The following is a 21,918-nucleotide window of genomic DNA, read 5'->3' on the forward strand; positions in this document are numbered from 1 at the left end:
ATTCCACCCACCCGATGGCAGCCCACCCAAAGCTAATCCCCACCCCCTGCGGAAACACTCCGCCAGAGGGCTATTCGCCGAGCCCTGATTGCCCGACCGCGATCATGCGCTCGAGGGATTCGCGGGCGGCGTCGGCAATGCCCTTGGGCACGTCGACCTCGTCCTCACCGAGGGCCAGTGCCCGGATGAGGGCCGCCGGCGTGATCATCTTCATGTAGGCGCAGGCCGCGCGCTCGTTGACGGGCTGGAAGTCGATGTCCGGGGCCGTCTGGCGCAGCTGGTGCAACATGCCGACCTCGGTGGCGACGAGGACGGTGCCGGTCTGCTGGTTCTTGGCCTCGTCGAGCATCTGGCCCGTGGAGAGCATGTGGACGCGCTCCTGCGGCACCAGCCCCTCACCGGCGAGGTAGATCGCGGAGTTGGCACACCCGCATTCAGGGTGGATGTAGAGATCCGCCGTAGGGTTCTCCTCGGTCTTGGACACCAGGTCGGGCCCGGAGATGCCGGCGTGGACGTGGCATTCGCCAGCCCAGATACGGATGTTGTCGCGACCGGTCTCCCGCTTGACGTGGGCGCCGAGGAACTGGTCCGGGTTGAACAGGATCTCCTTGTCGGCGGGCAGCGCCTTGACGATGTCGACCGCATTCGACGAGGTACAACACACGTCGGTCAGTGCCTTCACGTCGGCGGTGGTGTTGACGTAGGAGACCACCAGCGCGTCCGGGTGCTCAGCCTTCCATTCGGCGAGCTGCTCGGCGGTAATCGAGTCGGCCAGGGAGCAGCCGGCGCGCTCATCAGGGATGATGACGGTTTTCTCGGGGGAGAGGATCTTCGCGGACTCCGCCATGAAGTGGACGCCGCAGAAGATGATGACATCGGCATCGGTGTCCGCGGCGATCCGCGACAGCCCCAGGGAGTCACCGGTGAAATGGGCGATGTCCTGGATCTCCGGGAGCTGGTAGTTGTGGGCGAGGATGATGGCGTTGCGTTCGGCGGCGAGGCGGCGGACCTCGGCGGCCCACTCCTCGTTGGCTTCGATGCCGGTGAAGCCTGCGGGGCCTTCGACGATCTGGTCGAGCAGGGGGGATGTGAGCTTGGTGGCCACGTTTTCTCCTTGGGTACCCGTTGTGACGTCGACAAGTATCCCAGACAATGGGGTGGATCCTGAAATGTGGGCACCTAGTATGAGGGGCATGACTGTCCTGCTTCTCGACGACCGCTGGCCCGATCTCATCCCCCTCGAGGCCTTCGGCCGCCTCGGTGGCCGCGTAGAGTTCACGGATGAAGTGCCGGTGAAGGTGCGGTGGAACATCGACACGTTGGTCGCCGCTGAGGGGCCCGGCGTGCTGGTCACGACGAACTATTTCGATCCGCGCGTGCGCGCGCGTGTGTCGATGGGGGAGGAGGTCATTGCCGCGTCCTCCCGCCGGGATCCGATTCGGCATGCGGTGTTGGCGATGGAGCGGGCCTGTTCGATCGGGGAGTGGGAGGCTTCGCAGACGCACCGTTCGCTGTTGCCGTACCTGGCGGAGGAGGCGCAGGAGTTCGCCGACCAGGTGCTCACCTGGGAGCGTGATGGGGATGAGCAGGCGTTGTTGCGTGAACTGGGAGATGTTTTGTTGCAGGTGCTCTTCCACGCGGAGCTGGCTTCTCGACGCTCCGCCTTCGACTTCGCCGATGTGGCGGGCAGTTTCGTCGATAAGCTGCGTTCCCGCTCGCCTTATCTCTTCGACGGGACGACGGGCGTGGTCCCGGTGGAGGAGCAGGAGCGGTTGTGGGCCATAGGAAAAGCCCGGGAGTGATCCCGGGCCGATCCGAAAGCGTTTAGCGGCTGGACAGGGAGAAGGAGCTGCCGCTCGACAGGCCGGAGAGGTCGTTCTTCACAGCCTCGCACTTAACGGCACGGTCCGCAAAGGAGTTGGCGACGCGCTCGGTCTGCTTGCGGTGCTCGGCGGTGGTGTCATCGGCGCTGAGTTCCTTCTTGACGCCGTTGTAGACGTCGGAGCGGGTCTTCAGACCTTCTTCCTTGGCGGCTTCCTTGACGAGGGTGCAGGGCGTGGCATTGCTCACTTTGATGTAGAAGTCAGCCTCGGCCTTGGTGGTGGCCTGGGCGGCCGGGGTGGCGGTCAGGGCGACGCCAGCGATGAGAGCGGCGGCGAGGGCGGAACGGAAGCGCTTCACGAGAAAACCTTTCGGTGGGAAATGTTGTCCCGGGGATAGTAACCCTCCCGCTGGTCAAGCGCGCGAAGTTACCCTCTAACGGGGGTTGAGAACGCTGGAGAGGTCCGCTAGCAGGTCCTGCATGTTGCCGACGTTGGGGATGGAGCTGCCGGGGAAGAGCTCCGGGTCCTTCTTTACGGTGCCGCAGGCAACGGCCTTGTCGGCGATCTGGTCGGCGTAGCGCGCGCTGACGAGGTAGGTGCTCGGATCGAGGAGGTTGATGTTCTCCTTGGCGGCGTTGCGGATCTGGCGGGAGAGGTCGGAGCGGGTGGTGTTGCCGTCGATCTGGAAGGTCTGCTTCAGCAGTGGGTCGACAATGCGGCAGTCGGCGTTCTTGATGAGGCCGTCGATGGCGCCGAGCTGTGCGGAGGCGGCGGGGGCCAGGCCGGTGACGGCGACAGCGGTGGCGGCAATGGTGGCGAGGGTGCGACGGAGCATGGTGGGAAGCCTTTCAACGGAAGATCGTTACGCCAGGCATCTTACGTTACGTATGTGACTAGAGTGGCTTAAGTGAATGCGGCGGGGGTAAAAGTTCCCACCCACCCATGCCGTAGGATCGTCCCTCATGAGTGGAACGCGACGCGCGATGGGCTGCGGCCTCGGGGTGGTGCTGGCGATCATCATGGTCATCTCCCTGGTGGGCTGGGTCCTGTCGTTCCTCGACATTTCCAGCCCCACGCGCCAGCTCCAGCCGGTCCCGGATAACGTGCCCCCGGCCGCCGCCGCCGAGGTCCCGCTCATCGATGTCCACGCCCCGGGCCGCACCTCCGACAAACTCGCCTTCTGGGCCGAGCCCCTCTCCGAGCAGACCGGCATCCCGGAGCCGGCCATCCGTGCCTACGGCAACGCCGAGCTCATCGCCCGCGATGCCTGGCCGACGTGCAACCTGCGTTGGAACACCCTCGCCGGAATCGGCTGGGTGGAGTCCCGCCACGGCACCTACTCGGGTGACTACTTCAACCGCAGCAGTATCAATGCCGAGGGCGTGGCGGAGCCCAAGATCATCGGCATCCCGCTCGACGGTAGCCCCGGCTTCGCCGCCATCCCCGATACCGACGGCGGTGAACTGGACGGGGACACCGAGTGGGACCGGGCAGTCGGGCCCATGCAATTCATCCCGGAGTCGTGGAAGCGTTATGGCCGCGACGCCAGCGGTGATCTGGTCGCCGACCCCCATCAGATCGACGATGCCGCCCTCGGCGCAGCACATTTGCTCTGCGTCAACGGCGGTGATCTCTCGACGCCGGAGGGGTGGACGAAGGCCATCTACGCCTACAACCGTTCGCAGGAGTACCTCATCAACGTCCGCGACGCCGCCGCCTCCTACGCCCTCAACCAGCCCGCCCGCTGATGGCTACCCCCGGTACCGTCCCGCGCAGCCCACTTTTCTGGAAGAATTGTCACCGGACGCGTGTCCAGCGCGCGCGACGATGACAACTCCCACCTCTAGATGGCTATAGGAGGCCCACAAGTGGCTGACATCATTCACGTTTTCGCCCGAGAGATCATGGATTCCCGCGGTAACCCGACCGTTGAGGCGGGCGTCGTCCTCGATGACGGCACCCTCGCCACCGCAGGTGTCCCGTCCGGCGCCTCCACCGGCGTCCACGAGGCCCATGAGCTGCGCGATGGCGGCGACCGCTACCTGGGCAAGGGTGTCCTCAAGGCTGTCGAGAACGTCAACGAGGAGATCGCCGACGAGCTGGCTGGCTACGAGGCTGATGACCAGCGCGCCATCGACCAGGCCATGCTGGCGCTCGACGGCACGGACAACAAGTCCCGCCTCGGTGCCAACGCCATCCTGGGTGTCTCCATGGCTGTGGCACGCGCCGCCGCCGAGTCCGCTGGCCTGCCGCTCTACCGCTACGTCGGCGGCCCGAACGCCCACGTCCTGCCGGTGCCGATGATGAACATCCTCAATGGTGGCGCCCACGCTGACTCCGGCGTCGATGTCCAGGAGTTCATGATCGCCCCGATCGGCGCGGAGACCTTCTCCGAGGCTCTGCAGGTCGGCGCCGAGGTGTACCACACCCTCAAGTCCGTTATCCAGGAGAAGGGCCTGTCCACCGGCCTCGGCGATGAGGGCGGCTTCGCTCCCTCCGTCGAGTCCACCCGCGCGGCCCTGGACCTCATCGTCGAGGCCATCGAGAAGTCGGGCAACAAGGTCGGCGAGGACGTCGCCCTGGCCCTGGATGTCGCCTCCTCCGAGTTCTTCAAGGACGGCAAGTACCACTTCGAGGGCAAGGAGCTCTCCGCTGAGGAGATGTCCAAGGTCTACGAGGAGCTCATTAACGAGTACCCGATCGTCTCCATCGAGGACCCGCTGCAGGAGGATGACTGGGACGGCTACGTCGCCCTCACCGCTGCCATCGGCGACAAGGTTCAGCTGGTCGGCGATGACTTCTTCGTCACCAACCCGGCCCGCCTCAAGGAGGGCATCGAGAAGAAGGCCGCGAACTCCATCCTGGTCAAGGTCAACCAGATCGGTACCCTGACGGAGACCTTCGACGCCGTCGACATGGCCCACCGTGCCGGTTACACCTCTATGATGTCCCACCGTTCCGGTGAGACCGAGGACACCACCATCGCTGACCTGGCTGTCGCTCTTAACTGCGGCCAGATCAAGACCGGTGCCCCGGCGCGTTCTGAGCGTGTCGCCAAGTACAACCAGCTGCTGCGCATCGAGCAGGAGCTGGGCGACGCCGCCGTCTACGCCGGCCGCTCCGCGTTCCCGCGTTTCCAGAAGTAACGCCGAGCTTCTCGACGTCCCCTCCGCTCGCCGAGCGGAGGGGACGTTGCTGTTTGGTGGCCGTGTTCGTCCACGCGCACGGCGCGCTGAGTTAGACTCGGGAGTCTATGAGCACTGATCCCACGCCCCGCTCCCGGCACACCGTGCCGGTCGTCTCCCGTTCCAAGGAGACGCCGAGGCCGAAGTGGAAGCGCCCCACCTTGCGTTTCAACACGGTGGAGTTCGGCATGCTCGCGGCGGTGGCGATCATCATTATCGGCACCATCTGGGCGCCGGCGAACAACTACTTCCAGGGCCGTTCGGAGATTGCGCGGTTGGAGGAGTCGATCGTCGCAAAGCAAGAGGAAAAGGAACGTCTCCTCGACGAAATAGACCGTTACCAGGATGAAGCTTTCATCCGGGAGGAGGCGCGGCGGCGCCTCGGACTCATCGAACCGGGGGAGGTGGCCTTCCGTGTCATCGACCCCGGCATGGAGTCCGACGGCACCGTCACCACCTCCGCGGAGGAGCTGGCGGCAGAGCGCACCTGGCATGAGATCCTGTGGGACTCGATCGCAACCCCGCCCGAGGCCGACCTTCAGCAGGCGGTCATGGAAGAATAGCCGCCATGACTGTCAATGATGCAGACCTGGCGGCCGTCGAGAAGCAGCTCGGCCGGGAACCCCGCGGTGTTCTCGCCGTGTCCTACCGCAGCCCCGACGGACACCCCGGCGTGGTAAAGACCGCGCCGAAGCTTCCCGACGGCACCCCGTTCCCCACCCTGTACTACCTCACCGACCCGCGCCTGACCGGCGAGGCATCCCGCCTGGAGGTCGCGCACGTCATGAAGTGGATGGAGGAGCGGCTGGCCACCGACGCCGACCTGCAGGCCGACTACGCGGCCGCCCACGAGCACTACCTCACCGAGCGCAACGCCCTGGAGGACCTGGGCACCGACTTCTCCGGCGGAGGTATGCCCGATCGCGTCAAGTGCCTCCACGTGCTCATCGCCTACGCCCTGGCGGAGGGCCCGGAGCGGGTACGTTTCGGCACCGAGGCCGTCGCCCTGGCCGCCGACCGCGGGGGACTGCGCGGCACCGCCATTCCGCAGGACTGGCCGACCTGCGCCGAGCTGGGCTTCGACGCTCACCAGTTTGATGATCTCTACCAGGAGGCAGCCAAGTGACCCGTGTCGCGGCCGTGGATTGCGGCACCAACTCGATCCGCCTGCTCATCTGCGACATCGCCGGAGCACAGACCCGCGAAATCACCCGCACCATGGAGATCGTGCGCCTCGGGCAGGGAGTGGACGCCACCGGTGAACTCGACCCTGCCGCCATCGAGCGCACCCGTGAGGCGCTGAGCCGCTTCGTGGACATCATGGAGTTCGAGCAGGTCAAGGCCGTGCGGATGGTGGCTACCTCCGCCACCCGCGACGCCTCCAACCGCGAGGTTTTCTTCCGCATGACAGCCGAACTCCTCGGACGCATCACCCCGGGCGCGAAAGCGGAGGTCATCTCCGGCGAGGAGGAGGCCGCCCTGTCCTTCCGCGGTGCCATCACCGACCTCAACCCCTCTGATGACCCCTTCTGTGTCATTGACCTGGGTGGCGGCTCGACGGAATTCATCGTCGGCACCGCGGATGGGCAGATCCTCGGCGCGCACTCCGCGCAGATGGGCTGCGTGCGAGTCACCGAACGCATCATGCGCTCCGACCCGCCCACCGACACCGAAACCGAGATCGCCCTCGAGTACGTGGGGGAGCGCCTGGCCGATGTGGTCAAGATCGTGCCGCTGGAGAAGGCGCGTACCTTCGTCGGTGTGGCCGGCACCTTCACCACGCTCTCCGCCTTGGCCCAGGGACTGGAAACCTACGACCCGCGCGAAATCCACGGCTCTATCCTGCGCTTTTCCGCCCTCCGCCTGCTCACCGCCGAGATCCGCCGCCAGTCAGCGGAGACCCGCGCGCTCAACCCCGTGGTGCACCCGGGGCGCGCCGACGTCCTTGGCGGGGGCAGCGTCGTCGTCGACGGCATCATGGACATGATCGCCTCGCAGACGAAGGTCGATAGCTTCGTCATCAGCGAAAAGGACATTCTTGACGGCATTGTCGCTGGCCTGGGGGATAGCCTGCGCTAAGATAAACCCCCTGCCCCCATAGCCCAATTGGCAGAGGCAGCCGACTTAAAATCGGCACAGTCTGGGTTCGAACCCCAGTGGGGGCACCACACCGTCCGGAAACGACTGGGTATGGGTATTTCTACTGTGTACATGTACAGGGGAAATACCCATACGTAGGGGGATTCGCGCGGGGCCCCCTACATCCGCTCGACCAGTTTCCTGACCCGCGCGGCCTGCTCCTCATCGGGTCCATCCACCACGATGCCGGGGACGACGTCCTGGATGGGGATCGCGGTGACAGCCGCCGGGGGATGGCCGAGCGCAGCCCGCCACGCCCCGATCTGCCGTGAGGATGCAGCGTAGACGATGCGGCCCAAGCCCACCCAGCCGTGGGCGGCGGAACACATCGCGCAGTGCTCGCCGGAGGTGTAGACGATGGCGCGGGCGCGGCGTTCGGGGGAGAGGTTCTCCGCGGCCCAGCGGGCGATGGCGAACTCGGGGTGGCGGGTGGCATCGCCGCCGGAGATGCGGTTTCGGTCGGCGAAGAGTTCGGTGCCGTCGGCGTCGATAAGCACGGAACCGTAGGGCTCGTCCCCGGCCTCCAGAGCCTGGCTGGCCAGGTCCACGGCGCGGGCGAGCCAGGTGCGATCAATATCGGTGATCATGGCCGCCCATCATAGGCGTGCCAGATCACCGGCGGGTGACGCGATCGAGCTCCTCTTCGATGCTGGGCCACAGGCGGGAGAGGATGTCGTCCCAGGTGATCACGCCGACGACCTCGCCGGGGGAATCGGCCACGCCATCCTCGGGAACCACCACGGCGACCTGCTCATTGTTGCTGCGCATCAGGTTGAGCGCCTCAGACAAAGTGGTGGTCTGCGGCAGCAGCAGGGCAGGGCGGGAGTAGGTGTCGGCGAGCTCCTCGGGGCCGGCGAGGAGCGTGTCACGGACGTGCACCAGGTGGGGGGTGGGTTGCTCGGCGTCTGCGGGGGCGTCGATAAGCACCCGCATGGAGCGGATCTCACGGGAACGGGCACGCACCTCGGCGACTGTCACGGTGGCCGGCAGCGAGTGTCGCGGGGTGACGGCATCACCGAGGGTAATGGTTTCCAGGGCGATGAGCCCGGTGATCTGGGTGGCGGAGGCATCGTCGAGGGCGCCGGTGTCACGGGAGTGTTCGACGAGGTGGCGCAGTGTTTCGGCGTCATAACCCTTGGCGGCGGCGCGCTCCACCGGCTCCTCACCGGCCTTGCGCACCAGGGCGTTGGCCATGCGGTTGATCCAGGAGAGCAGCGGGCGGAACAGCGTGATGAACACGCGTGCTGGCCCGGCGATGACACGCACCGCGGTCTCCGGGTGCGCCAGAGCCCAGGATTTCGGCGCCATCTCGCCGACCACCAGGTGCAGGAAGGTGACGATGAACAGGGACAACGCGAAGGAAATGCCATAGGCCACGCCCGCGGGCAAAGCGCCGAAGGCGGGCTCGATGAGGTAGTGCACCCACGGTTTCGTGATCGCACCCAGTGCGAAGGTCGCTGCCGTGATGCCCAGCTGGGCGCCGGCGAGCATGAGGGTCAGCTCGTTGAGGCTGCGCAGCGCCGCGCGGGAGGAAGCGGAGGTCTCCGCGGTTTCCTCCAGGCGGTTGCGGCGGGCGGCGAGCAGGGAGAATTCGATGACCACGAAGAACGCGGACAACACGATGACCACGACGGTCACCGGCAGGGCGATGTACCAGTTCATCATTTCCTCTCCTCCTCGATCAATTCGATGCGGACCTCCGAGGGCACGTGGCGGTCCACCTCCTCCACGCTCATGCGCAGGGTGCGGGTGGGGGCGTCCTCCCCGTCGACGAAGTCCTCGGGTTCGGCCTCCAGCTCGATGACATGCACCTCGCCCTCCTCCACCAGGCCGCCGGTATGAGAGATGAGCAGACCTGAGATGGTCTCGAAATCACCCTGGGGCAGGTCGTGGCCGATGGCGCGCTCGATCTCGTCGAGAGGAGTGTCGCCGTCGACGAGCCACTCGTCCTCATCGGTTTCGGTGATCTCCTCGGAGTGTTCACCGTCATGCTCATCGGTGACATCGCCGAGGATCTCCTCGGCCAGATCCTCCACGGTGACAATGCCGACGAAACCGCCGTATTCGTCGATGACGCCCGCCAGCTTCTGCTGGGCGTCCTCCAGCTTCTCGACGACATCCGGCAACGACATCAGTTCCGGCACCACCAGGATGTCGCGCATGATGTCGGTGACGGGCGCGGCGTCGGGAAGTTCGGTGTCCTGCACATCCAGCAGGTGGACCAGGCCGATGGGATTGTGCTCAACGTCGATGACCGGATAGCGCGTGTGCGCGGTGGCCATCAGCTGGCGGACCTCGCCGATGGTGGTAGCCGGATCGACGACATCAGTGCGGGAACGCGGCACCATGGCGTGCTCGACGTCATGGTCGGGGAAATCCAGCAGGCGGTCCAGCACGAGGAAGGTCTGGTCATCGAGCTCACCGCTCTCCCGGGAGGAGGTGACGATGTGCTCGAGGTCTTCGGCGGTGGCTGTGGAATCGATGTCCTCCACCGGCTCGATGCGCAGCAGGCGCAACAGGGCGTTGGAGGAAAAATCGAAGAAACGGATGAGCCAGCCGAATATCGCCAGGTAGAGGTTCGTCGAGCGGGCCAGCGCCAGGGAAGACTTCATCGGCGCGGCGATGGTGTAGTTCTTCGGGAAGAGTTCACCGAAGATCATCTGCACGACCGTGGAGATCGCTAGCGCCAGCACGGTACCCACGCCGACGGCCACGGCCACCGACACCCCGGCGCCGCCGAGCAACCTGCCCAGCGCCTCACCGACCAGCGGCTCTGCGACGAAACCGACCATCAGGCCGGTGACTGTGATACCCAGCTGCGCGCCGGAGAGCATGAAGGAGGTGCGGCGGGTGACTTTCAGTGCGGCGGCGGCCTTCTCATCACCGGCATCGGCGCGGGAGCGCAGCTCGGTGCGGTCAACCGACATGAAGGCGAATTCCTGCGCCACGAAATAGCCGTTGGCCACGATGATCAGACCGATGATCACCAGTCCCAGAATAAGGAGGGCGACGGCGCTCAGCATGTGATCACCTGCCTCAGTGTGCGCTGGGACAAAGCGGGTCTGTCAGGGGGAGGCTCCATCGAGGGGAGTGCTGCCTTTCGGGTGTGTGGTGATAAAAACAGGGTCAGTGTACAGGAACAGACGCGATGTCGGGAAGAAATCTCATCCGGGGAACTAAATCAAGTTTTGCTACGTTGTACGGGGTAGAAACATCACGCGAATAGAAAGGACCGGGGTTTTATCGTGCGTAGCAGCAACCCTGTCATGAATTCTCTCACCACCGCCAAGGGTGGCATCCAGACGGGCGCCTACCCCGCGGGTGCACCGCAGGGTTACCAGGACCCGTACTCCGGCTACGGCCAGGCCCCCGCCACCACCGGCGAGCGTCCCATGACCGTTGATGATGTGGTGGCCAAGACCGGCATGACCCTGGGTGTCATCGTCGTTTTCGCCCTGCTCAACTTCGGCATCTTCATGTTCGTCAACCCGGGGTTGGCGCTCATCCTCACCGTGGTCGGCGCCATCGGCGGCCTGATCACCGTGCTGGTGGCCACCTTCGGCAAGAAGTACGGCTCCGCGGCGGTCACCCTCATCTACGCGGCTTTTGAGGGCCTGTTCGTCGGCGGTATTTCCCTGCTGTTCACCGGCATCACCTTCGAGGGCGTCAACGCAGATGCCGGTGTGATGATCGGCCAGGCGGTCCTGGGCACCCTGGGCGTCTTCCTGGGCATGCTCTTCGTGTACAAGACCGGTGCCGTCAAGGTCACCCCGAAGTTCAACCGCATCCTCACCGGTGCGATCGTCGGTGTCCTCGTCCTGGTCGTGGGTAACCTGCTGCTGGCCATGTTCACCGGCATGAACCCGCTGCGTGACGGCGGCATGCTGGCCATCGTCTTCTCCCTGGTCTGCATCGGCCTGGCTGCCATGAGCTTCCTGTCCGACTTCGACGCCGCCGACAAGATGATCCGCGCCGGTGCACCGTCCAAGATGGCTTGGGGCGTGGCACTTGGCCTGGCAGTCACCCTGGTCTGGCTCTACACCGAGATCCTGCGTCTGCTGTCCTACTTCCGCTCCAACTAGCGGGAAGTAAGGAAAAGGGCCCCTGCGGGGGCCCTTTTTGCTATTCCAGGAACAGGTTGATGGTGCGTTGCGCCTGCTGCTTATCGACGCTCCATTCACCCACCACCGCCCGCATAAACGCCTCTTCCTCGCCCGCCTCGGATTCGGCATCCGCCGCGAGATACAGGTTGAGGGCGGCGAGCGCGCTGTCCCACTCCACTCCGAGCAGGGCCGGGCCGAAAGTGTCCCAGTCCGCGTCATGCGGGGTGGTGTAGGTGAGGGTGAGGGCGTTGTCGGCGAGGGTCACCTGCAAGGTGCCACCTTCCCACGGCAGGCGCAGGAGGCGCTCCTCCTCGCAGGCCTCCACCTGGAGCTCGGCAGGATCAATATCGCCGAACCAGTGCTCCAGGCGATGAGGATCGGTGATGGCCTCCCACAACTCGCGGCCGGAGGCCGCGAAGGAACGGGTGAGTTCGACGCCAACGGTGTGGGAGGGGGCGTCGATAAGCACGCGACGCGTCACCTGCGGGATCTGCTCGCGGAGGTTCACAGCACGATCACCCGACCATCGACAACCACCTGGGAAAAGGCCAGCCCCTGGGAGGTTGGCACGGGCTCAGACAAGGTGACCTGGACATCCCTGGTGCGCTGGGAACCGGTCTCGCGGACCGCGGTGCCGGTGGCGGAATCTGTGGTCCAGGTGTCCCACTCGATCTGCACGAGCCGATCAGTACCGTCCGTGCACGACAAAGCCAACGTCGAGGGCTCCAACTCCGGGGTACCCACGCACTCGATGACACCCGGGAGCTGCGTGGCTTGCTTCGACTGCGCCACCGGGGCCGTGCGGCCGGGGGTAGCGGTATCGACCTTCACGTCAGAGGGCTGCTCGTTCGGCGGGGAACAGGCGCTCAGAAAAACACCCAGGCCGAGGATCAACCCGGCCCGGGTGCAGAAAGTGTGCGTCACGGTCGTGGCTAGTTCTGGACCGGAGCTTCCTCGACGACCACAGCCTCGCCGGTCTCTTCCTCCACGACAGCGGTGGTGGTCACCGCGGTGGTGGTGGCAGTGGTGGTGCCGGTGGTCTCAGCCTCCGGGGCCTGGAACTCGGTCGCAGTATCAACCTTGACGTCAGAGGGCTGCTCATTCGGCGGGGAGCAGGCGACCAGGGCCAGGGCGAGAGCGGCGGCGCCGGCGACTGCGGCACCCTTGCGGGCGAAGATGCGGTTCATGGTGGGGATCCTCCCGGTAGTCACTGAAGTGCTTAAGAGATTACTCGGCTGAGCGCGGAGTTGCGGCAAGTTGGGAATCGTAGGGCTTAGCGGACTCCAGAGTCACCGAAATAGTGGCCCCGTTCGGGGCGGTGTACTCGCGGGTCTCACCCTCCTGCGCACCCAACAGGGCGGCGCCGAGCGGGGAATGCTCGGAGTAGGTCTCCAGGTGCTCATTGTCCGTCGCGGCGGCGCGGGTACCGATGAGGAAGGTCTCCTTATCGTCCTCCACGCCGTTGTAGTAGACGTGCACGACGGAACCGACGAGAGCGACACCCTCGACGACACCCTCACGCTCAGTGGTGGAGTTGGCCAGCAGCTCGGAGATCTGCTTGATGCGGGCCTCCTCCTGGTCCTGCATCTCACGGGCGGCGTCGTAGCCGGCGTTCTCCTTGAGGTCACCCTCCTCGCGGCGCTCATTGATCTCGGCGGCGACCACCGGGCGGTGATCGATCAGTGCCTGCAGCTCAGCCTCGAGCTTCGCCTTCATTTCCGGGGTGATGTACTGCTTGCTGTTCTCAGCCATAGCGACGTAGCGACCCTGCCTTCCCTAACCCTCGGGCCGGTGGCAACGGCGATCCGGCGGGAAGCCCCCGACACGCGCGTCACCCACCGGTGTGAACAATTGGAAGGAATTTTAACACACCGGCATCACACCAGGGTCACTGAGCGACCTGCGCGGGGCCTTCCTTCAGATACGGCGGCATCGTCGTCGAGCAGCCGTACACGCTGCCGGAAACGGGCAGATCACGCGAGGGGATGTCCACGGTGAAACGCTGCACGGCGTCACCACCCGGCTTCACCAGGATCTCCCGGCGCCCCACCTCCGCCATCTCATAGTTCATGGCGGTGACAATGCAGTAGGACTCCACGTTCGGGTCCTCGCGGGTGACATCCACCCACAGGCGCATGGTGTCATCGGCGACGCGCTCGTGCGAGACCATCGAGATGGTGACCTCACCGCGCTCGGCATCAGCAGCCATGTAGCGGGCGATGGCCACGGCCAGGCCAGCGAGCAGCACCACCGCCATGATGGCGATCGCCTTGCCGGTGAGGTTGCGTTCCGACGCCTCGGGCTTACGGGTATCCCCGTAGCGAGCGGTGGAACGGGGATCGGCGGGAGTGCTCATCAGTTGCAACCTCTGCGGCGGGGCGCGTCAATCGGAGTGGGGTATCGGACTCATCCTATCGGATGGGCGTGCGGGGACCTGCTTTCCCATCGTCTGGCGGGCAACACTAGGATGGGACAGGTTACACAGACACGTTGTTTACGTGACACCTACAGTGAAGAAGGTGATGACGTTGAGCGGACTCCGGCTCCTGGCCATCCACGCACACCCCGACGACGAAGCCTCGAAGGGCGCGGCCACCACCGCGCGCTACGCCGCGGAGGGCAACCGCGTGGTGGTGCTCACCTGCACCGGCGGGGAGCGCGGGGACATCCTCAACCCGGCCATGGACAAGCCCGGCGTGCTGGAGAGCATCGTCTCCGTCCGCCGCGAGGAGATGGCTACCGCGGCCGCCGCCCTCGGCGTGGAGCACGTCTGGCTCGGGCACGTCGACTCCGGCCTGCCGCAGGGCGACCCCCTGCCGCCGCTGCCGGAGGGGTGCTTCGCCCTGGAACCGGCGCTCGAGGTGGCCAAGGAATTCGTGGCGGTCATCCGTGAGTTCCGCCCGCATGTGATCATCACCTACGACGAGAACGGCGGCTATCCTCACCCCGATCACCTCATGGTGCATGAGGCGTCGATGTTGGCCTGGGAGAATGCTGGCAACGCGGAGTTTGCGCCGGAGCTCGGCGAGCCGTGGACCCCGCTGAAGCTGTACTACACCCACGGATTTGTCCGTCAGCGCATGCAGATGTTCCACGACCTGCTCCTGCGCGAGGGCCGCACCAGCCCCTACGGCCCGATGCTGGAACGCTGGGAACGCAACAAGGCCGACATTATGGCCCGCGTGACCACCCAGGTCGAGTGCGCCGACTACTTCTCCCACCGCGAGCAGGCCCTCCGGGCGCACGCCACCCAGATCGACCCGGCCGGCGCGTTTTTAGCCACCCCGGTGTCGGTGCAGCAGGAACTGTGGCCCACCGAGGAGTTCGAGCTGGCCCAGACCCGCGTGGCCACCTCCTTGCCGGAGGATGATCTCTTCGCCGGCATCACGGGGGATAAGCTGGAGGGCACCACCGAGACCACGGAAGAAAACGATGCTTGATCTCAGCAACCTCATGATCCTCGCCCAGCAGCAGCAGGGCGGCCCCCTTGGCCCGGAGTTCGGCAAGGCCTCGCCGATCGGCATGACCATCCTCGTGGTGCTCGCCGTGGTGGTGCTGTTCATCGGCTGGTCCTTCCACCGCCGCTATTCCCGCTACAACCGGCGCCGCGCTTTCGCCGAGGCCCACGGTCTGGACCCTTTCGACCAGGAGGCTGTGGATAAGGCGATGGCCGAGGCCGGTCTGCTCGACCGTCGTAAGCAGTCCTGGTTCTAGGGGATTCCTGGCGGGGGAGCGCGGCGTCGATAAGCAGATGTCAGCTGCGGTGCGGACACGGCATGCCAGGGGGCACTAGACTGAGATCCGTGAAACTGACCAGCCTGCTGTATTCCCTGTACGAGTCGCGCCTCATGCGTGAGCTCAAGGGCGCGCGGCAGCCGCGCCACATCGCGATCATGGCCGACGGAAACCGACGGTGGGCGCGGCAAGCCGGGCACGCGGATATCAGCCACGGGCATCGGGCGGGTGCGAAAAAGATCGGCGAGGTCGTCCACTGGTGCGAGGAAACCGACGTCCAGGTGGTCACCGTCTACCTGCTGTCGACGGAGAATCTGGGCCGCGAGGCGCATGAGCTGGAGCTGCTTTTCGGGATCATCGGCGATGTGGTCGATGAGTTGTCGGGGGAGGAGCATTCCTGCCGGGTGCGTCTGGTCGGGCACCTTGATCTGTTGCCGCCCGAGGTGGCGCAGCGGTGGCGGACGTCGGCGCAGCGCACCGCGGAGCGCACGGGCATCACGGTCAACATCGCGGTCGGTTATGGCGGGCGGCAGGAGATCGTCGACGCGGTGCAGGAGCTTATCGACGAACACGTCGCAGCCGGCACCCCTCCCGAGGCGTTGTCCGGCAGCGTCACCGTCGAATCGCTTTCGCATCACCTCTACACCTCCGGTCAGCCGGACCCGGATCTGGTGATCCGCACCTCGGGGGAGCAGCGTTTGTCCGGGTTCCTGCTGTGGCAGGCGGCGTACTCGGAGATCTGGTTCACCGACACGTACTGGCCGGCTTTCCGTAAGATAGATTTTCTACGGGCATTGCGGGATTATTCCCACCGTAGTCGTCGATTCGGAAAGTAGGTTCCCCATGGCCACCGTCTGCTATGAATCCGCATACGGATCCACCCGCGAATACGCCGATGCGCTGGCTCAACGGCTGGGCACCCAGGCCATCGCGCTGGCCGACGCCACCGCGCCCGCCGACCCCCACGACCCGCTCATCGTCTTGTCCTATGTCCACGGACCCGTGGTCCCGGCCGCTTCTTTCGTGTCGAAGCAGGATCTGGGCGGCCGGCCCGTCGCGGTGTGCGCCGTCGGCATGACGCTTCTCGACGTCGCCCGCGCCAAAGACCAGCTCAAAGGCCAGGTCCCGGAGGGCGTGGCCCGTTTTTATCTGCCGGGACGGCTGAACTATTCGACCATGTCACGCAAGCACAAGATGATCATGTGGGGCATCATCAAAGCGCTCAAGGCCAAGCGGGAGGCCGACCGCAGCCCCAATGAGCAGGCGATGATTGATTCCTATGACCGGGACACCGACCGGGTGGACCTGTCGGAGCTGGATCCGATCGTGGAGTGGGTGCACGGGGCGGGGTCCTGCAAAAGTTGACCTGAACAGGGGTCAATTCCCTGCATAATCCCAGTTCGCGGGTTATGTATACGTCGACTTTTGCAGAAGGGCGCTAGATCTTGCGCATCCGCACCCGCTCGACCAGGTGATCCGCGCCCTTGCGCAGGACCAGGGAGGCACGCACCCGGGTGGGCAGGATGTTTTCCACCAGGTTGGGCAGGTTGATGGACTGCCAGATCTCCCGCGCCTCGGCCCGGGCCTTGGCGTCGCCATAGTCGGCGTAGTGGCCGAAGTGGGCCCCGGGTTCCCGGAAAGCAGTGGTGCGCAGCTGGAGGAAGCGGTCGATGTACCAGCGCTCGATGTCCTCGGTGCGGGCATCGACATAGACGGAGAAATCAAAGAGGTCAGAAACCATGAGCGTCGGGCCGGTCTGCAGGACGTTGAGGCCCTCGACGATGAGGATGTCCGGCTGGGAGACCGTCAGGGTTTCATCTGGCACCCGGTCGTAGAGCTTGTGGGAGTAGACGGGGGCGTCGACGGCGGGGCGCCCGGACTTGACGTCGGTGACAAAGCGCAGCAGCGCCCGCTGGTCATAGGACTCGGGGAAACCCTTGCGCCCCATGAGCCCGCGGGCGTGGAGCTCGGCCGCGGGATAGAGGAAACCGTCGGTGGTGACCAGGTCCACCCGGGGGTGTGAATCCCAGCGCTGGAGCAGCACCTGCAGGAGGCGGGCGGTCGTCGATTTGCCGACGGCCACGGATCCGGCGACGCCGATGACAAAAGGCACGTGCCCCGAGGAGGCACCGAGGAAGGTCTCGGTCGCGGCGATGAGCTTTTGCCGCGCGGAGACCTGCAGGTGGATGAGTCGGGAGAGTGGCAGGTAGACCTCGGCGACCTCGATCAGATCAATAGATTCACCGATACCGCGCAGTTGCTCGACCTCAGCCTCGGTGAGCACCTGCGGCATGGATTTACGCAGGGCCCGCCAGGAGGCGCGGTCAAAATCCACATACGGGGTGGCATCTTTGGGCCGGGACATGCACTCTATTGTGTCACCCGCAGCGGCCAAGCCAGGGGTTCGGGGGTATGTGGCGGCTGGCGGGCGGTAAGCTGTCCGTCGAATGCCGTGTCCCCCTTTGAAAGGTTGGCGTAAACGCCCATGACCGCTGAGTCCTCTGACCTTCGCTACCAGGAGCTGTCCGTTCTCGACCCGGAGGTGCACGCCGCCATCGGTGGCGAGATCACCCGTCAGCGCGACTTCCTCGAGATGATCGCCTCCGAGAACTTCGTGCCCCGCGCCGTGCTGCAGGCGCAGGGGTCCGTGTTCACCAACAAGTACGCCGAGGGTTACCCGGGCCGCCGTTACTACGGTGGCTGCGAGAACGCCGACGTCGTCGAGGATCTGGCTCGTGACCGCGCCAAGGCCCTGTTCGGCGCCGAGTTCGCCAACGTTCAGCCGCACTCCGGCGCGCAGGCCAACGCCGCTGTCCTCCACGCCCTGGCTGATGCCGGCGACAAGATCATGGGTCTGTCCCTGGCGCACGGTGGCCACCTCACCCACGGCATGAAGCTGAACTTCTCCGGCAAGCTCTACGACGTCGTCGCCTACGAGGTCGACTCCGAGACCCACCGCATCGACATGGACCGCGTCCGCGAGCAGGCCCTGGCCGAGCGCCCGAAGGTGCTCATCGCTGGCTGGTCAGCCTACCCGCGCACCCTCGACTTCGAGGCGTTCCGCTCCATCGCCGATGAGGTCGGCGCCCTGCTGTGGACCGACATGGCACACTTCGCCGGCCTGGTGGCCGCCGATCTGCACCCCTCCCCGGTGCCGCACTCCGATGTCGTGTCCACCACCGTCCACAAGACGCTGGGTGGCCCGCGTTCGGGCCTGATCGTCGCGAAGCAGGAGTGGGCGAAGAAGCTCAACTCCGCCGTCTTCCCGGGCCAGCAGGGTGGACCGCTCATGCACGCCATCGCCGCCAAGGCCGTGGCCCTCAAGGTCGCCGGCACCGATGAGTTCAAGGACCGTCAGTCCCGCACCATCGAGGGCGCGAAGATCCTCGCCGAGCGTCTTACCGCCGCGGATGCCAAGGCCGCCGGCATCGACGTGCTCACCGGTGGCACCGACGTGCACCTCGTCCTGGCTGACTTGCGCAACTCCGAGATGGACGGCCAGCAGGCCGAGGATCTCCTGCACGAGGTCGGCATCACCGTCAACCGCAACGCCGTGCCGAACGACCCGCGTCCGCCGATGGTCACCTCCGGCCTGCGCATCGGTACCCCGGCCCTGGCCACCCGCGGTTTCGACGCCGCCGCCTTCACCGAGGTCGCCGACATCATCGGCACTGCTCTGGTCGACGGCAAGAACGCCGACGTCGAGGCGCTGCGTGGTCGCGTCGCCAAGCTCACCGACCAGTACCCGCTGTATGAGGGTCTCGAGGACTGGAAGATCAACTAGCCGCCGTGGACGTCCTCGTCATCGACAACCGCGATTCCTTCACCTGGAATCTTGTCGCCTATGTCGAGGACATCACCGGTGTCACCCCCGAGGTGATCACCAATGATGAACCCGGCTGGGATGTCGACCGCGTCGCCACTTTCGACGCCGTCATCATCTCGCCGGGCCCCGGCCGCCCGGAGCGCGAGTCGGACATCGGCTTCTGCCTGGATGTCCTGCGCGACGGGCGCGTTCCCGTTTTAGGGGTCTGCCTGGGGCATCAGGCCCTGGCGTACGCCCACGGCGGCCGCGTCGACCTGGCGCCCGAGCCCGTCCACGGCCGTGTGTTCCCGGTCCGTCATGACGGCTCCGGTCTCTTCGCCTCCCTTCCGCCGCTTATCGACGTCGTCCGCTACCACTCCCTGCTCGTCGTCGACGTCCCCGATTCCCTGGCGGTCACCGCCCGCACCGAGGACGGGCTGGTCATGGCGCTGGCGCACCGCCGCCTACCGCAGTGGGGTGTGCAGTTCCACCCCGAGTCCATCGGCGGTTTCGACGGGCACACGCTGGTGGCGAATTTCCTGTCGATGGCCGCCGAGCGCAACCGCCGTTCGCGTTCGCGCTGGCGCCTGCACACCGTCACCGTCGAGCACGAGGCCGACGGCGAGGCGGTGTATGGGGCGCTGTTCGCGGGGGCGGAGAACTCCTTCTGGCTTGACTCCACCACGCCCGACCACGGCACCGGCCGTTTCTCCTTTCTCGGCGATGACTCCGGCCCGCTGGCCCGGGTGTGGACCGGCCGGGTGGGCACGCTTCTTAGCGATCTTGCCGCGGACCTGGCCGCCAACACCATCGACGCAGGCGAGGTGGATTTCGGCTTCACGTGCGGCTGGGTCGGCTGGCTCGGTTACGAGCTCAAGGCCGAGTGCGGCGGTTCTGCGGCGTGGCAGTCCCCGCACCCGGATTTGGGCATGATCTTCGCCGACCGGGCCGTGGTCATCGACCACGCGCAGCGGCGCACCCACGTCATTGCCCTCATCGGCTCCGAGCACGACCGCGCCCAGCGCGCGTGGTGTTCTACGACGGCTGAGCGGCTCACCGACCTGGAGGTGGGCGCGGCGGGGGAGTACGGGGACGTCGATAAGCTCACCGCGCGGCACTCGCAGACCGGGTATCTGGGGCTAGTGGAGCAGAGCCTGGAGGAGATCCGCCAGGGCGAGACCTACGAGGTGTGCCTGACCAACGAGCTGCGCGCGGCCGGTGAGCTGGATGCGTGGCCGGCGTACCGGGCGCTGCGGGCGGTTAATCCGACGCCCTTCGGATCGCTGCTGCGCATTGGTGGGGTGGACGTGCTCTCCTCCACACCGGAACGGTTCCTGCAGGTCAGAGATGGTGTCGTGGAGTCGCGCCCCATCAAGGGCACCCGTCCGCGTAGCGTCGATCTACGGGAGGACGCCCGTCTGCGTTCCGATCTCGCCGTCAATCCGAAGGACCGCGCCGAGAACCTCATGATCGTCGACCTCGTGCGCAATGACCTCACGCGCGTCGCGGAGCCGGGGACCGTGCGCGCCGAGCCGCTTTTCGACGTCGAGTCCTACGCCACCGTCCACCAGCTCGTCTCCACCGTGTCGTGCCGGCTGGCCGCGGGTCGTACGGCCGTGGATGCGGTGCGGGCGACGTTCCCCGGTGGGTCGATGACGGGCGCGCCGAAGATCCGCACCATGGAGATCATCGACCGGCTGGAGGCGGGGCCGCGCGGGATCTACTCAGGCGGCATCGGCTACTTCTCGCTCGACGGCGGCATGGATTTGTCGATGGTGATCCGTACGATCGTCGCCGACTCGGACGGCGTCAGCTATGGCGTCGGCGGGGCGATCATCGCGCTCTCGGACCCGGTGGCGGAGTACGAGGAGACCATCACCAAGTCCGCGCCACTGTTGCGCCTGCTCGGGCAGGAGTTCCCGCAGTGATGTACCGCTGGGACGGCGCGGGCCTGGTGGAGTGCGCGGAGCCGACGACGACCCCGGACGTGGTGGACTCCTGGCTGGTGCAGGGCGGGCACGTGGCCCACTGGCACCTGCACGTCGCCCGTTTCGGGCATCCGGAGTTCATGGCGGCGGTGCGGGTGCCGGCGGAGGGGGCGTGGTTTCCGCGCGTCGAGAAGCATGGGGAAGAGCTCTACCTGCGGGTGCGACCCGCCCCACCGCTGCGGACGCAGACGGTGCTGTGGGTGCCGCCGACGCCGGATCCACGCTTGAATCCCACGGTGAAGGGCCCGGATCTGGGGGTGTTGGGGGAGCTACGAGCGCAGGCACAGGCTTTAGGGGCAGATGATGCGGTGCTGTGGACCGGGGACGGCCTGGTGGCGGAGGGTGCGAATTGCGCATTGGCGTGGTGGGAGGATGGGCATCTGATGTTCCCGGAACATCCGGAGCAGCTGCCGTCGACGACCGTGCAGGCGACCCGGGAGGCATACAGCTTCACCGGTACTCGGCCCATCACGCCCGAGGAGCTGCAGACATTCCCGGTGTGGGCGGGAAGTGCGCTGCACGGGTGGACCGAGGTCGTCGGCTGGGTCTGATCCTCACACCCGCCAGTCGCCCAACGCGCCCTCCAGGGCGCCGAGCGCGGCGTCGATGAGCGGCCAGCGCTGCTCCTCCGGGCACCCCGCCTCGACCCAGCGGCGCCCACCGGCCTCCAGGAAGCCGACCCAGCCCCACAGCGCCCAGTGATGGCGGGCGAAGTCGCCGATGCCGGTGATCTCACGCAGTTTTTCCACCAGTGCGGAAGCAGCTTGTCGACGCTGGGCGACCGCGGCCTCCGGCTCGCCGACCCCGGCGACGAGGGTGTGGTCGGCGGCCAGGGCATCGAGGTAGCCCTGGAGCAGCAGGGAGACCTGTTCGCGGGTGGAGGGGGCGTGGGGGAGGGGGGCGTCGATGAGCGAGCGCAGCGAGTCCTCCACGACGGCGGCGTACAGGCCGGCCTTGGAGGAGAAGTAGTGGAAGACGAGCGACTGCGAGCTGCCGGACGCTGCCGCGATCGCCGGGACGGAGGCGTCGGGGTAGGAGGTGGTGGCGAAGTGTTCGCGTGCGGCGTGGAGGATGGCGGCGCGGCGTTCGGCGGTGCTCAGTCGTCTGCGGGTGCTCACGGTTGACAACCCTACCCGTTGT

The 21,918-nt window shown here is 66.2% G+C and carries 27 protein-coding genes and 1 tRNA gene; 15 read left to right on the forward strand and 13 right to left on the reverse strand.

What is annotated here, in order from left to right:
* Positions 1-70 precede the first annotated feature (70 nt).
* The gene (gene nadA, locus Q4G50_RS00860) at positions 71-1,105 is read right to left on the reverse strand and encodes a quinolinate synthase NadA (protein WP_303375747.1); all 1,035 of its coding nucleotides are present in this window, start codon (positions 1,103-1,105) and stop codon (positions 71-73) included.
* Between the two features lie 88 nt (positions 1,106-1,193).
* Here nadA and Q4G50_RS00865 point away from each other — a divergent pair, with 88 nt between their 5' ends.
* Positions 1,194-1,802: a MazG nucleotide pyrophosphohydrolase domain-containing protein gene (locus Q4G50_RS00865; protein ID WP_303375748.1), complete on the forward strand. Its 609-nt coding sequence runs from the start codon at positions 1,194-1,196 to the stop codon at positions 1,800-1,802.
* Between the two features lie 22 nt (positions 1,803-1,824).
* Here the strand turns inward: Q4G50_RS00865 and Q4G50_RS00870 are convergent, their stop codons facing one another.
* The gene (locus Q4G50_RS00870; RefSeq protein ID WP_303375749.1) at positions 1,825-2,181 is read right to left on the reverse strand and encodes a hypothetical protein; all 357 of its coding nucleotides are present in this window, start codon (positions 2,179-2,181) and stop codon (positions 1,825-1,827) included.
* 75 nt (positions 2,182-2,256) lie between these two features.
* Positions 2,257-2,658 (reverse strand): hypothetical protein, encoded by a 402-nt coding sequence (locus Q4G50_RS00875; protein ID WP_303375750.1) that lies wholly within the window; start codon positions 2,656-2,658, stop codon positions 2,257-2,259.
* A 148-nt stretch (positions 2,659-2,806) separates the two neighbouring features.
* On the opposite strand from Q4G50_RS00875, the gene Q4G50_RS00880 reads away from it, so the two are divergent.
* The 6 genes from Q4G50_RS00880 (at position 2,807) to Q4G50_RS00905 (ending at position 7,176) form a co-directional block, all read left to right on the forward strand.
* Positions 2,807-3,571 carry a lytic transglycosylase domain-containing protein gene (locus Q4G50_RS00880; protein ID WP_303375881.1) on the forward strand — a complete coding sequence of 255 codons (765 nt, stop codon included), beginning with the start codon at positions 2,807-2,809 and terminating at the stop codon, positions 3,569-3,571.
* A 120-nt stretch (positions 3,572-3,691) separates the two neighbouring features.
* Positions 3,692-4,969: a phosphopyruvate hydratase gene (eno, locus tag Q4G50_RS00885; RefSeq protein ID WP_303375751.1), complete on the forward strand. Its 1,278-nt coding sequence runs from the start codon at positions 3,692-3,694 to the stop codon at positions 4,967-4,969.
* Positions 4,970-5,076: 107 nt separating this feature from the next.
* Positions 5,077-5,571: a septum formation initiator family protein gene (locus tag Q4G50_RS00890; RefSeq protein WP_303375752.1), complete on the forward strand. Its 495-nt coding sequence runs from the start codon at positions 5,077-5,079 to the stop codon at positions 5,569-5,571.
* A 5-nt stretch (positions 5,572-5,576) separates the two neighbouring features.
* Positions 5,577-6,134, forward strand: coding sequence for a DUF501 domain-containing protein (locus Q4G50_RS00895; RefSeq protein ID WP_303375753.1), 558 nt, complete (start codon positions 5,577-5,579; stop codon positions 6,132-6,134).
* Positions 6,131-7,087 carry a Ppx/GppA phosphatase family protein gene (locus Q4G50_RS00900; protein WP_303375754.1) on the forward strand — a complete coding sequence of 319 codons (957 nt, stop codon included), beginning with the start codon at positions 6,131-6,133 and terminating at the stop codon, positions 7,085-7,087. The genes Q4G50_RS00895 and Q4G50_RS00900 overlap by 4 nt, the downstream gene beginning before the upstream one ends.
* A gap of 12 nt (positions 7,088-7,099) precedes the next feature.
* Positions 7,100-7,176 (forward strand) — tRNA-Leu (locus Q4G50_RS00905).
* 90 nt (positions 7,177-7,266) lie between these two features.
* Here the strand turns inward: Q4G50_RS00905 and Q4G50_RS00910 are convergent.
* Genes Q4G50_RS00910 through Q4G50_RS00920 form a run of 3 tightly spaced genes read right to left on the reverse strand, consistent with a single transcriptional unit; the run spans position 7,267 to position 10,170 of the window.
* Complete coding sequence (locus tag Q4G50_RS00910; RefSeq protein ID WP_303375755.1) at positions 7,267-7,734, reverse strand: nucleoside deaminase; 468 nt, start codon at positions 7,732-7,734, stop codon at positions 7,267-7,269.
* Between the two features lie 25 nt (positions 7,735-7,759).
* Entirely contained in the window at positions 7,760-8,812 is a 1,053-nt protein-coding gene (locus Q4G50_RS00915; protein ID WP_303375756.1) for a CNNM domain-containing protein, read from the reverse strand.
* The gene (locus Q4G50_RS00920; protein ID WP_303375757.1) at positions 8,809-10,170 is read right to left on the reverse strand and encodes a hemolysin family protein; all 1,362 of its coding nucleotides are present in this window, start codon (positions 10,168-10,170) and stop codon (positions 8,809-8,811) included. Before Q4G50_RS00920 ends, Q4G50_RS00915 begins: the two co-directional genes overlap by 4 nt.
* A 222-nt stretch (positions 10,171-10,392) precedes the next feature.
* On the opposite strand from Q4G50_RS00920, the gene Q4G50_RS00925 reads away from it, so the two are divergent.
* Entirely contained in the window at positions 10,393-11,229 is an 837-nt protein-coding gene (locus Q4G50_RS00925; protein ID WP_303375758.1) for a Bax inhibitor-1/YccA family protein, read from the forward strand.
* A gap of 40 nt (positions 11,230-11,269) precedes the next feature.
* On the opposite strand, the gene Q4G50_RS00930 is transcribed toward Q4G50_RS00925, so the two are convergent.
* The 5 genes from Q4G50_RS00930 to Q4G50_RS00950 form a co-directional block, all read right to left on the reverse strand.
* A complete protein-coding gene (locus Q4G50_RS00930; protein ID WP_303375759.1) occupies positions 11,270-11,758 on the reverse strand; it encodes a hypothetical protein in 489 nt (162 codons plus the stop codon).
* Complete coding sequence (locus Q4G50_RS00935) at positions 11,755-12,174, reverse strand: hypothetical protein (RefSeq protein ID WP_303375760.1); 420 nt, start codon at positions 12,172-12,174, stop codon at positions 11,755-11,757. Before Q4G50_RS00935 ends, Q4G50_RS00930 begins: the two co-directional genes overlap by 4 nt.
* Before the next feature lie 8 nt (positions 12,175-12,182).
* Positions 12,183-12,437 carry a hypothetical protein gene (locus Q4G50_RS00940; protein WP_303375761.1) on the reverse strand — a complete coding sequence of 85 codons (255 nt, stop codon included), beginning with the start codon at positions 12,435-12,437 and terminating at the stop codon, positions 12,183-12,185.
* A gap of 40 nt (positions 12,438-12,477) precedes the next feature.
* Positions 12,478-13,002, reverse strand: coding sequence for a transcription elongation factor GreA (gene greA, locus Q4G50_RS00945; protein WP_303375762.1), 525 nt, complete (start codon positions 13,000-13,002; stop codon positions 12,478-12,480).
* A 136-nt stretch (positions 13,003-13,138) separates the two neighbouring features.
* Complete coding sequence (locus tag Q4G50_RS00950) at positions 13,139-13,606, reverse strand: DUF4307 domain-containing protein (RefSeq protein ID WP_303375763.1); 468 nt, start codon at positions 13,604-13,606, stop codon at positions 13,139-13,141.
* A gap of 172 nt (positions 13,607-13,778) precedes the next feature.
* Here Q4G50_RS00950 and mca point away from each other — a divergent pair, with 172 nt between their 5' ends.
* The 4 genes from mca (at position 13,779) to Q4G50_RS00970 (ending at position 16,350) form a co-directional block, all read left to right on the forward strand.
* Complete coding sequence (mca, locus tag Q4G50_RS00955) at positions 13,779-14,690, forward strand: mycothiol conjugate amidase Mca (protein WP_303375764.1); 912 nt, start codon at positions 13,779-13,781, stop codon at positions 14,688-14,690.
* Entirely contained in the window at positions 14,683-14,964 is a 282-nt protein-coding gene (locus Q4G50_RS00960; RefSeq protein ID WP_303375765.1) for a hypothetical protein, read from the forward strand. The genes mca and Q4G50_RS00960 overlap by 8 nt, the downstream gene beginning before the upstream one ends.
* 62 nt (positions 14,965-15,026) lie before the next feature.
* Positions 15,027-15,821: an isoprenyl transferase gene (locus tag Q4G50_RS00965; protein WP_303375766.1), complete on the forward strand. Its 795-nt coding sequence runs from the start codon at positions 15,027-15,029 to the stop codon at positions 15,819-15,821.
* 7 nt (positions 15,822-15,828) lie between these two features.
* Entirely contained in the window at positions 15,829-16,350 is a 522-nt protein-coding gene (locus tag Q4G50_RS00970) for a flavodoxin domain-containing protein (RefSeq protein ID WP_303375767.1), read from the forward strand.
* Between the two features lie 73 nt (positions 16,351-16,423).
* On the opposite strand, the gene coaA is transcribed toward Q4G50_RS00970, so the two are convergent.
* The gene (coaA, locus tag Q4G50_RS00975; protein ID WP_303375768.1) at positions 16,424-17,350 is read right to left on the reverse strand and encodes a type I pantothenate kinase; all 927 of its coding nucleotides are present in this window, start codon (positions 17,348-17,350) and stop codon (positions 16,424-16,426) included.
* A 120-nt stretch (positions 17,351-17,470) separates the two neighbouring features.
* Between coaA and glyA the strand changes: the two genes are divergently transcribed.
* The 3 genes from glyA to Q4G50_RS00990 are packed head-to-tail and all read left to right on the forward strand — an operon-like array spanning position 17,471 to position 21,329.
* Positions 17,471-18,769 carry a serine hydroxymethyltransferase gene (glyA, locus tag Q4G50_RS00980; RefSeq protein ID WP_303375769.1) on the forward strand — a complete coding sequence of 433 codons (1,299 nt, stop codon included), beginning with the start codon at positions 17,471-17,473 and terminating at the stop codon, positions 18,767-18,769.
* Between the two features lie 5 nt (positions 18,770-18,774).
* Positions 18,775-20,718: an aminodeoxychorismate synthase component I gene (gene pabB / locus Q4G50_RS00985; RefSeq protein ID WP_303375770.1), complete on the forward strand. Its 1,944-nt coding sequence runs from the start codon at positions 18,775-18,777 to the stop codon at positions 20,716-20,718.
* Positions 20,718-21,329 (forward strand): aminotransferase class IV, encoded by a 612-nt coding sequence (locus tag Q4G50_RS00990; RefSeq protein WP_303375882.1) that lies wholly within the window; start codon positions 20,718-20,720, stop codon positions 21,327-21,329. Before pabB ends, Q4G50_RS00990 begins: the two co-directional genes overlap by 1 nt.
* Before the next feature lie 3 nt (positions 21,330-21,332).
* Here the strand turns inward: Q4G50_RS00990 and Q4G50_RS00995 are convergent, their stop codons facing one another.
* Complete coding sequence (locus tag Q4G50_RS00995) at positions 21,333-21,896, reverse strand: TetR/AcrR family transcriptional regulator (RefSeq protein ID WP_303375771.1); 564 nt, start codon at positions 21,894-21,896, stop codon at positions 21,333-21,335.
* Positions 21,897-21,918 lie beyond the last annotated feature (22 nt).

The sequence above is a fragment of the Corynebacterium sp. genome (assembly GCF_030538285.1).
GTDB lineage: Bacteria > Actinomycetota > Actinomycetes > Mycobacteriales > Mycobacteriaceae > Corynebacterium.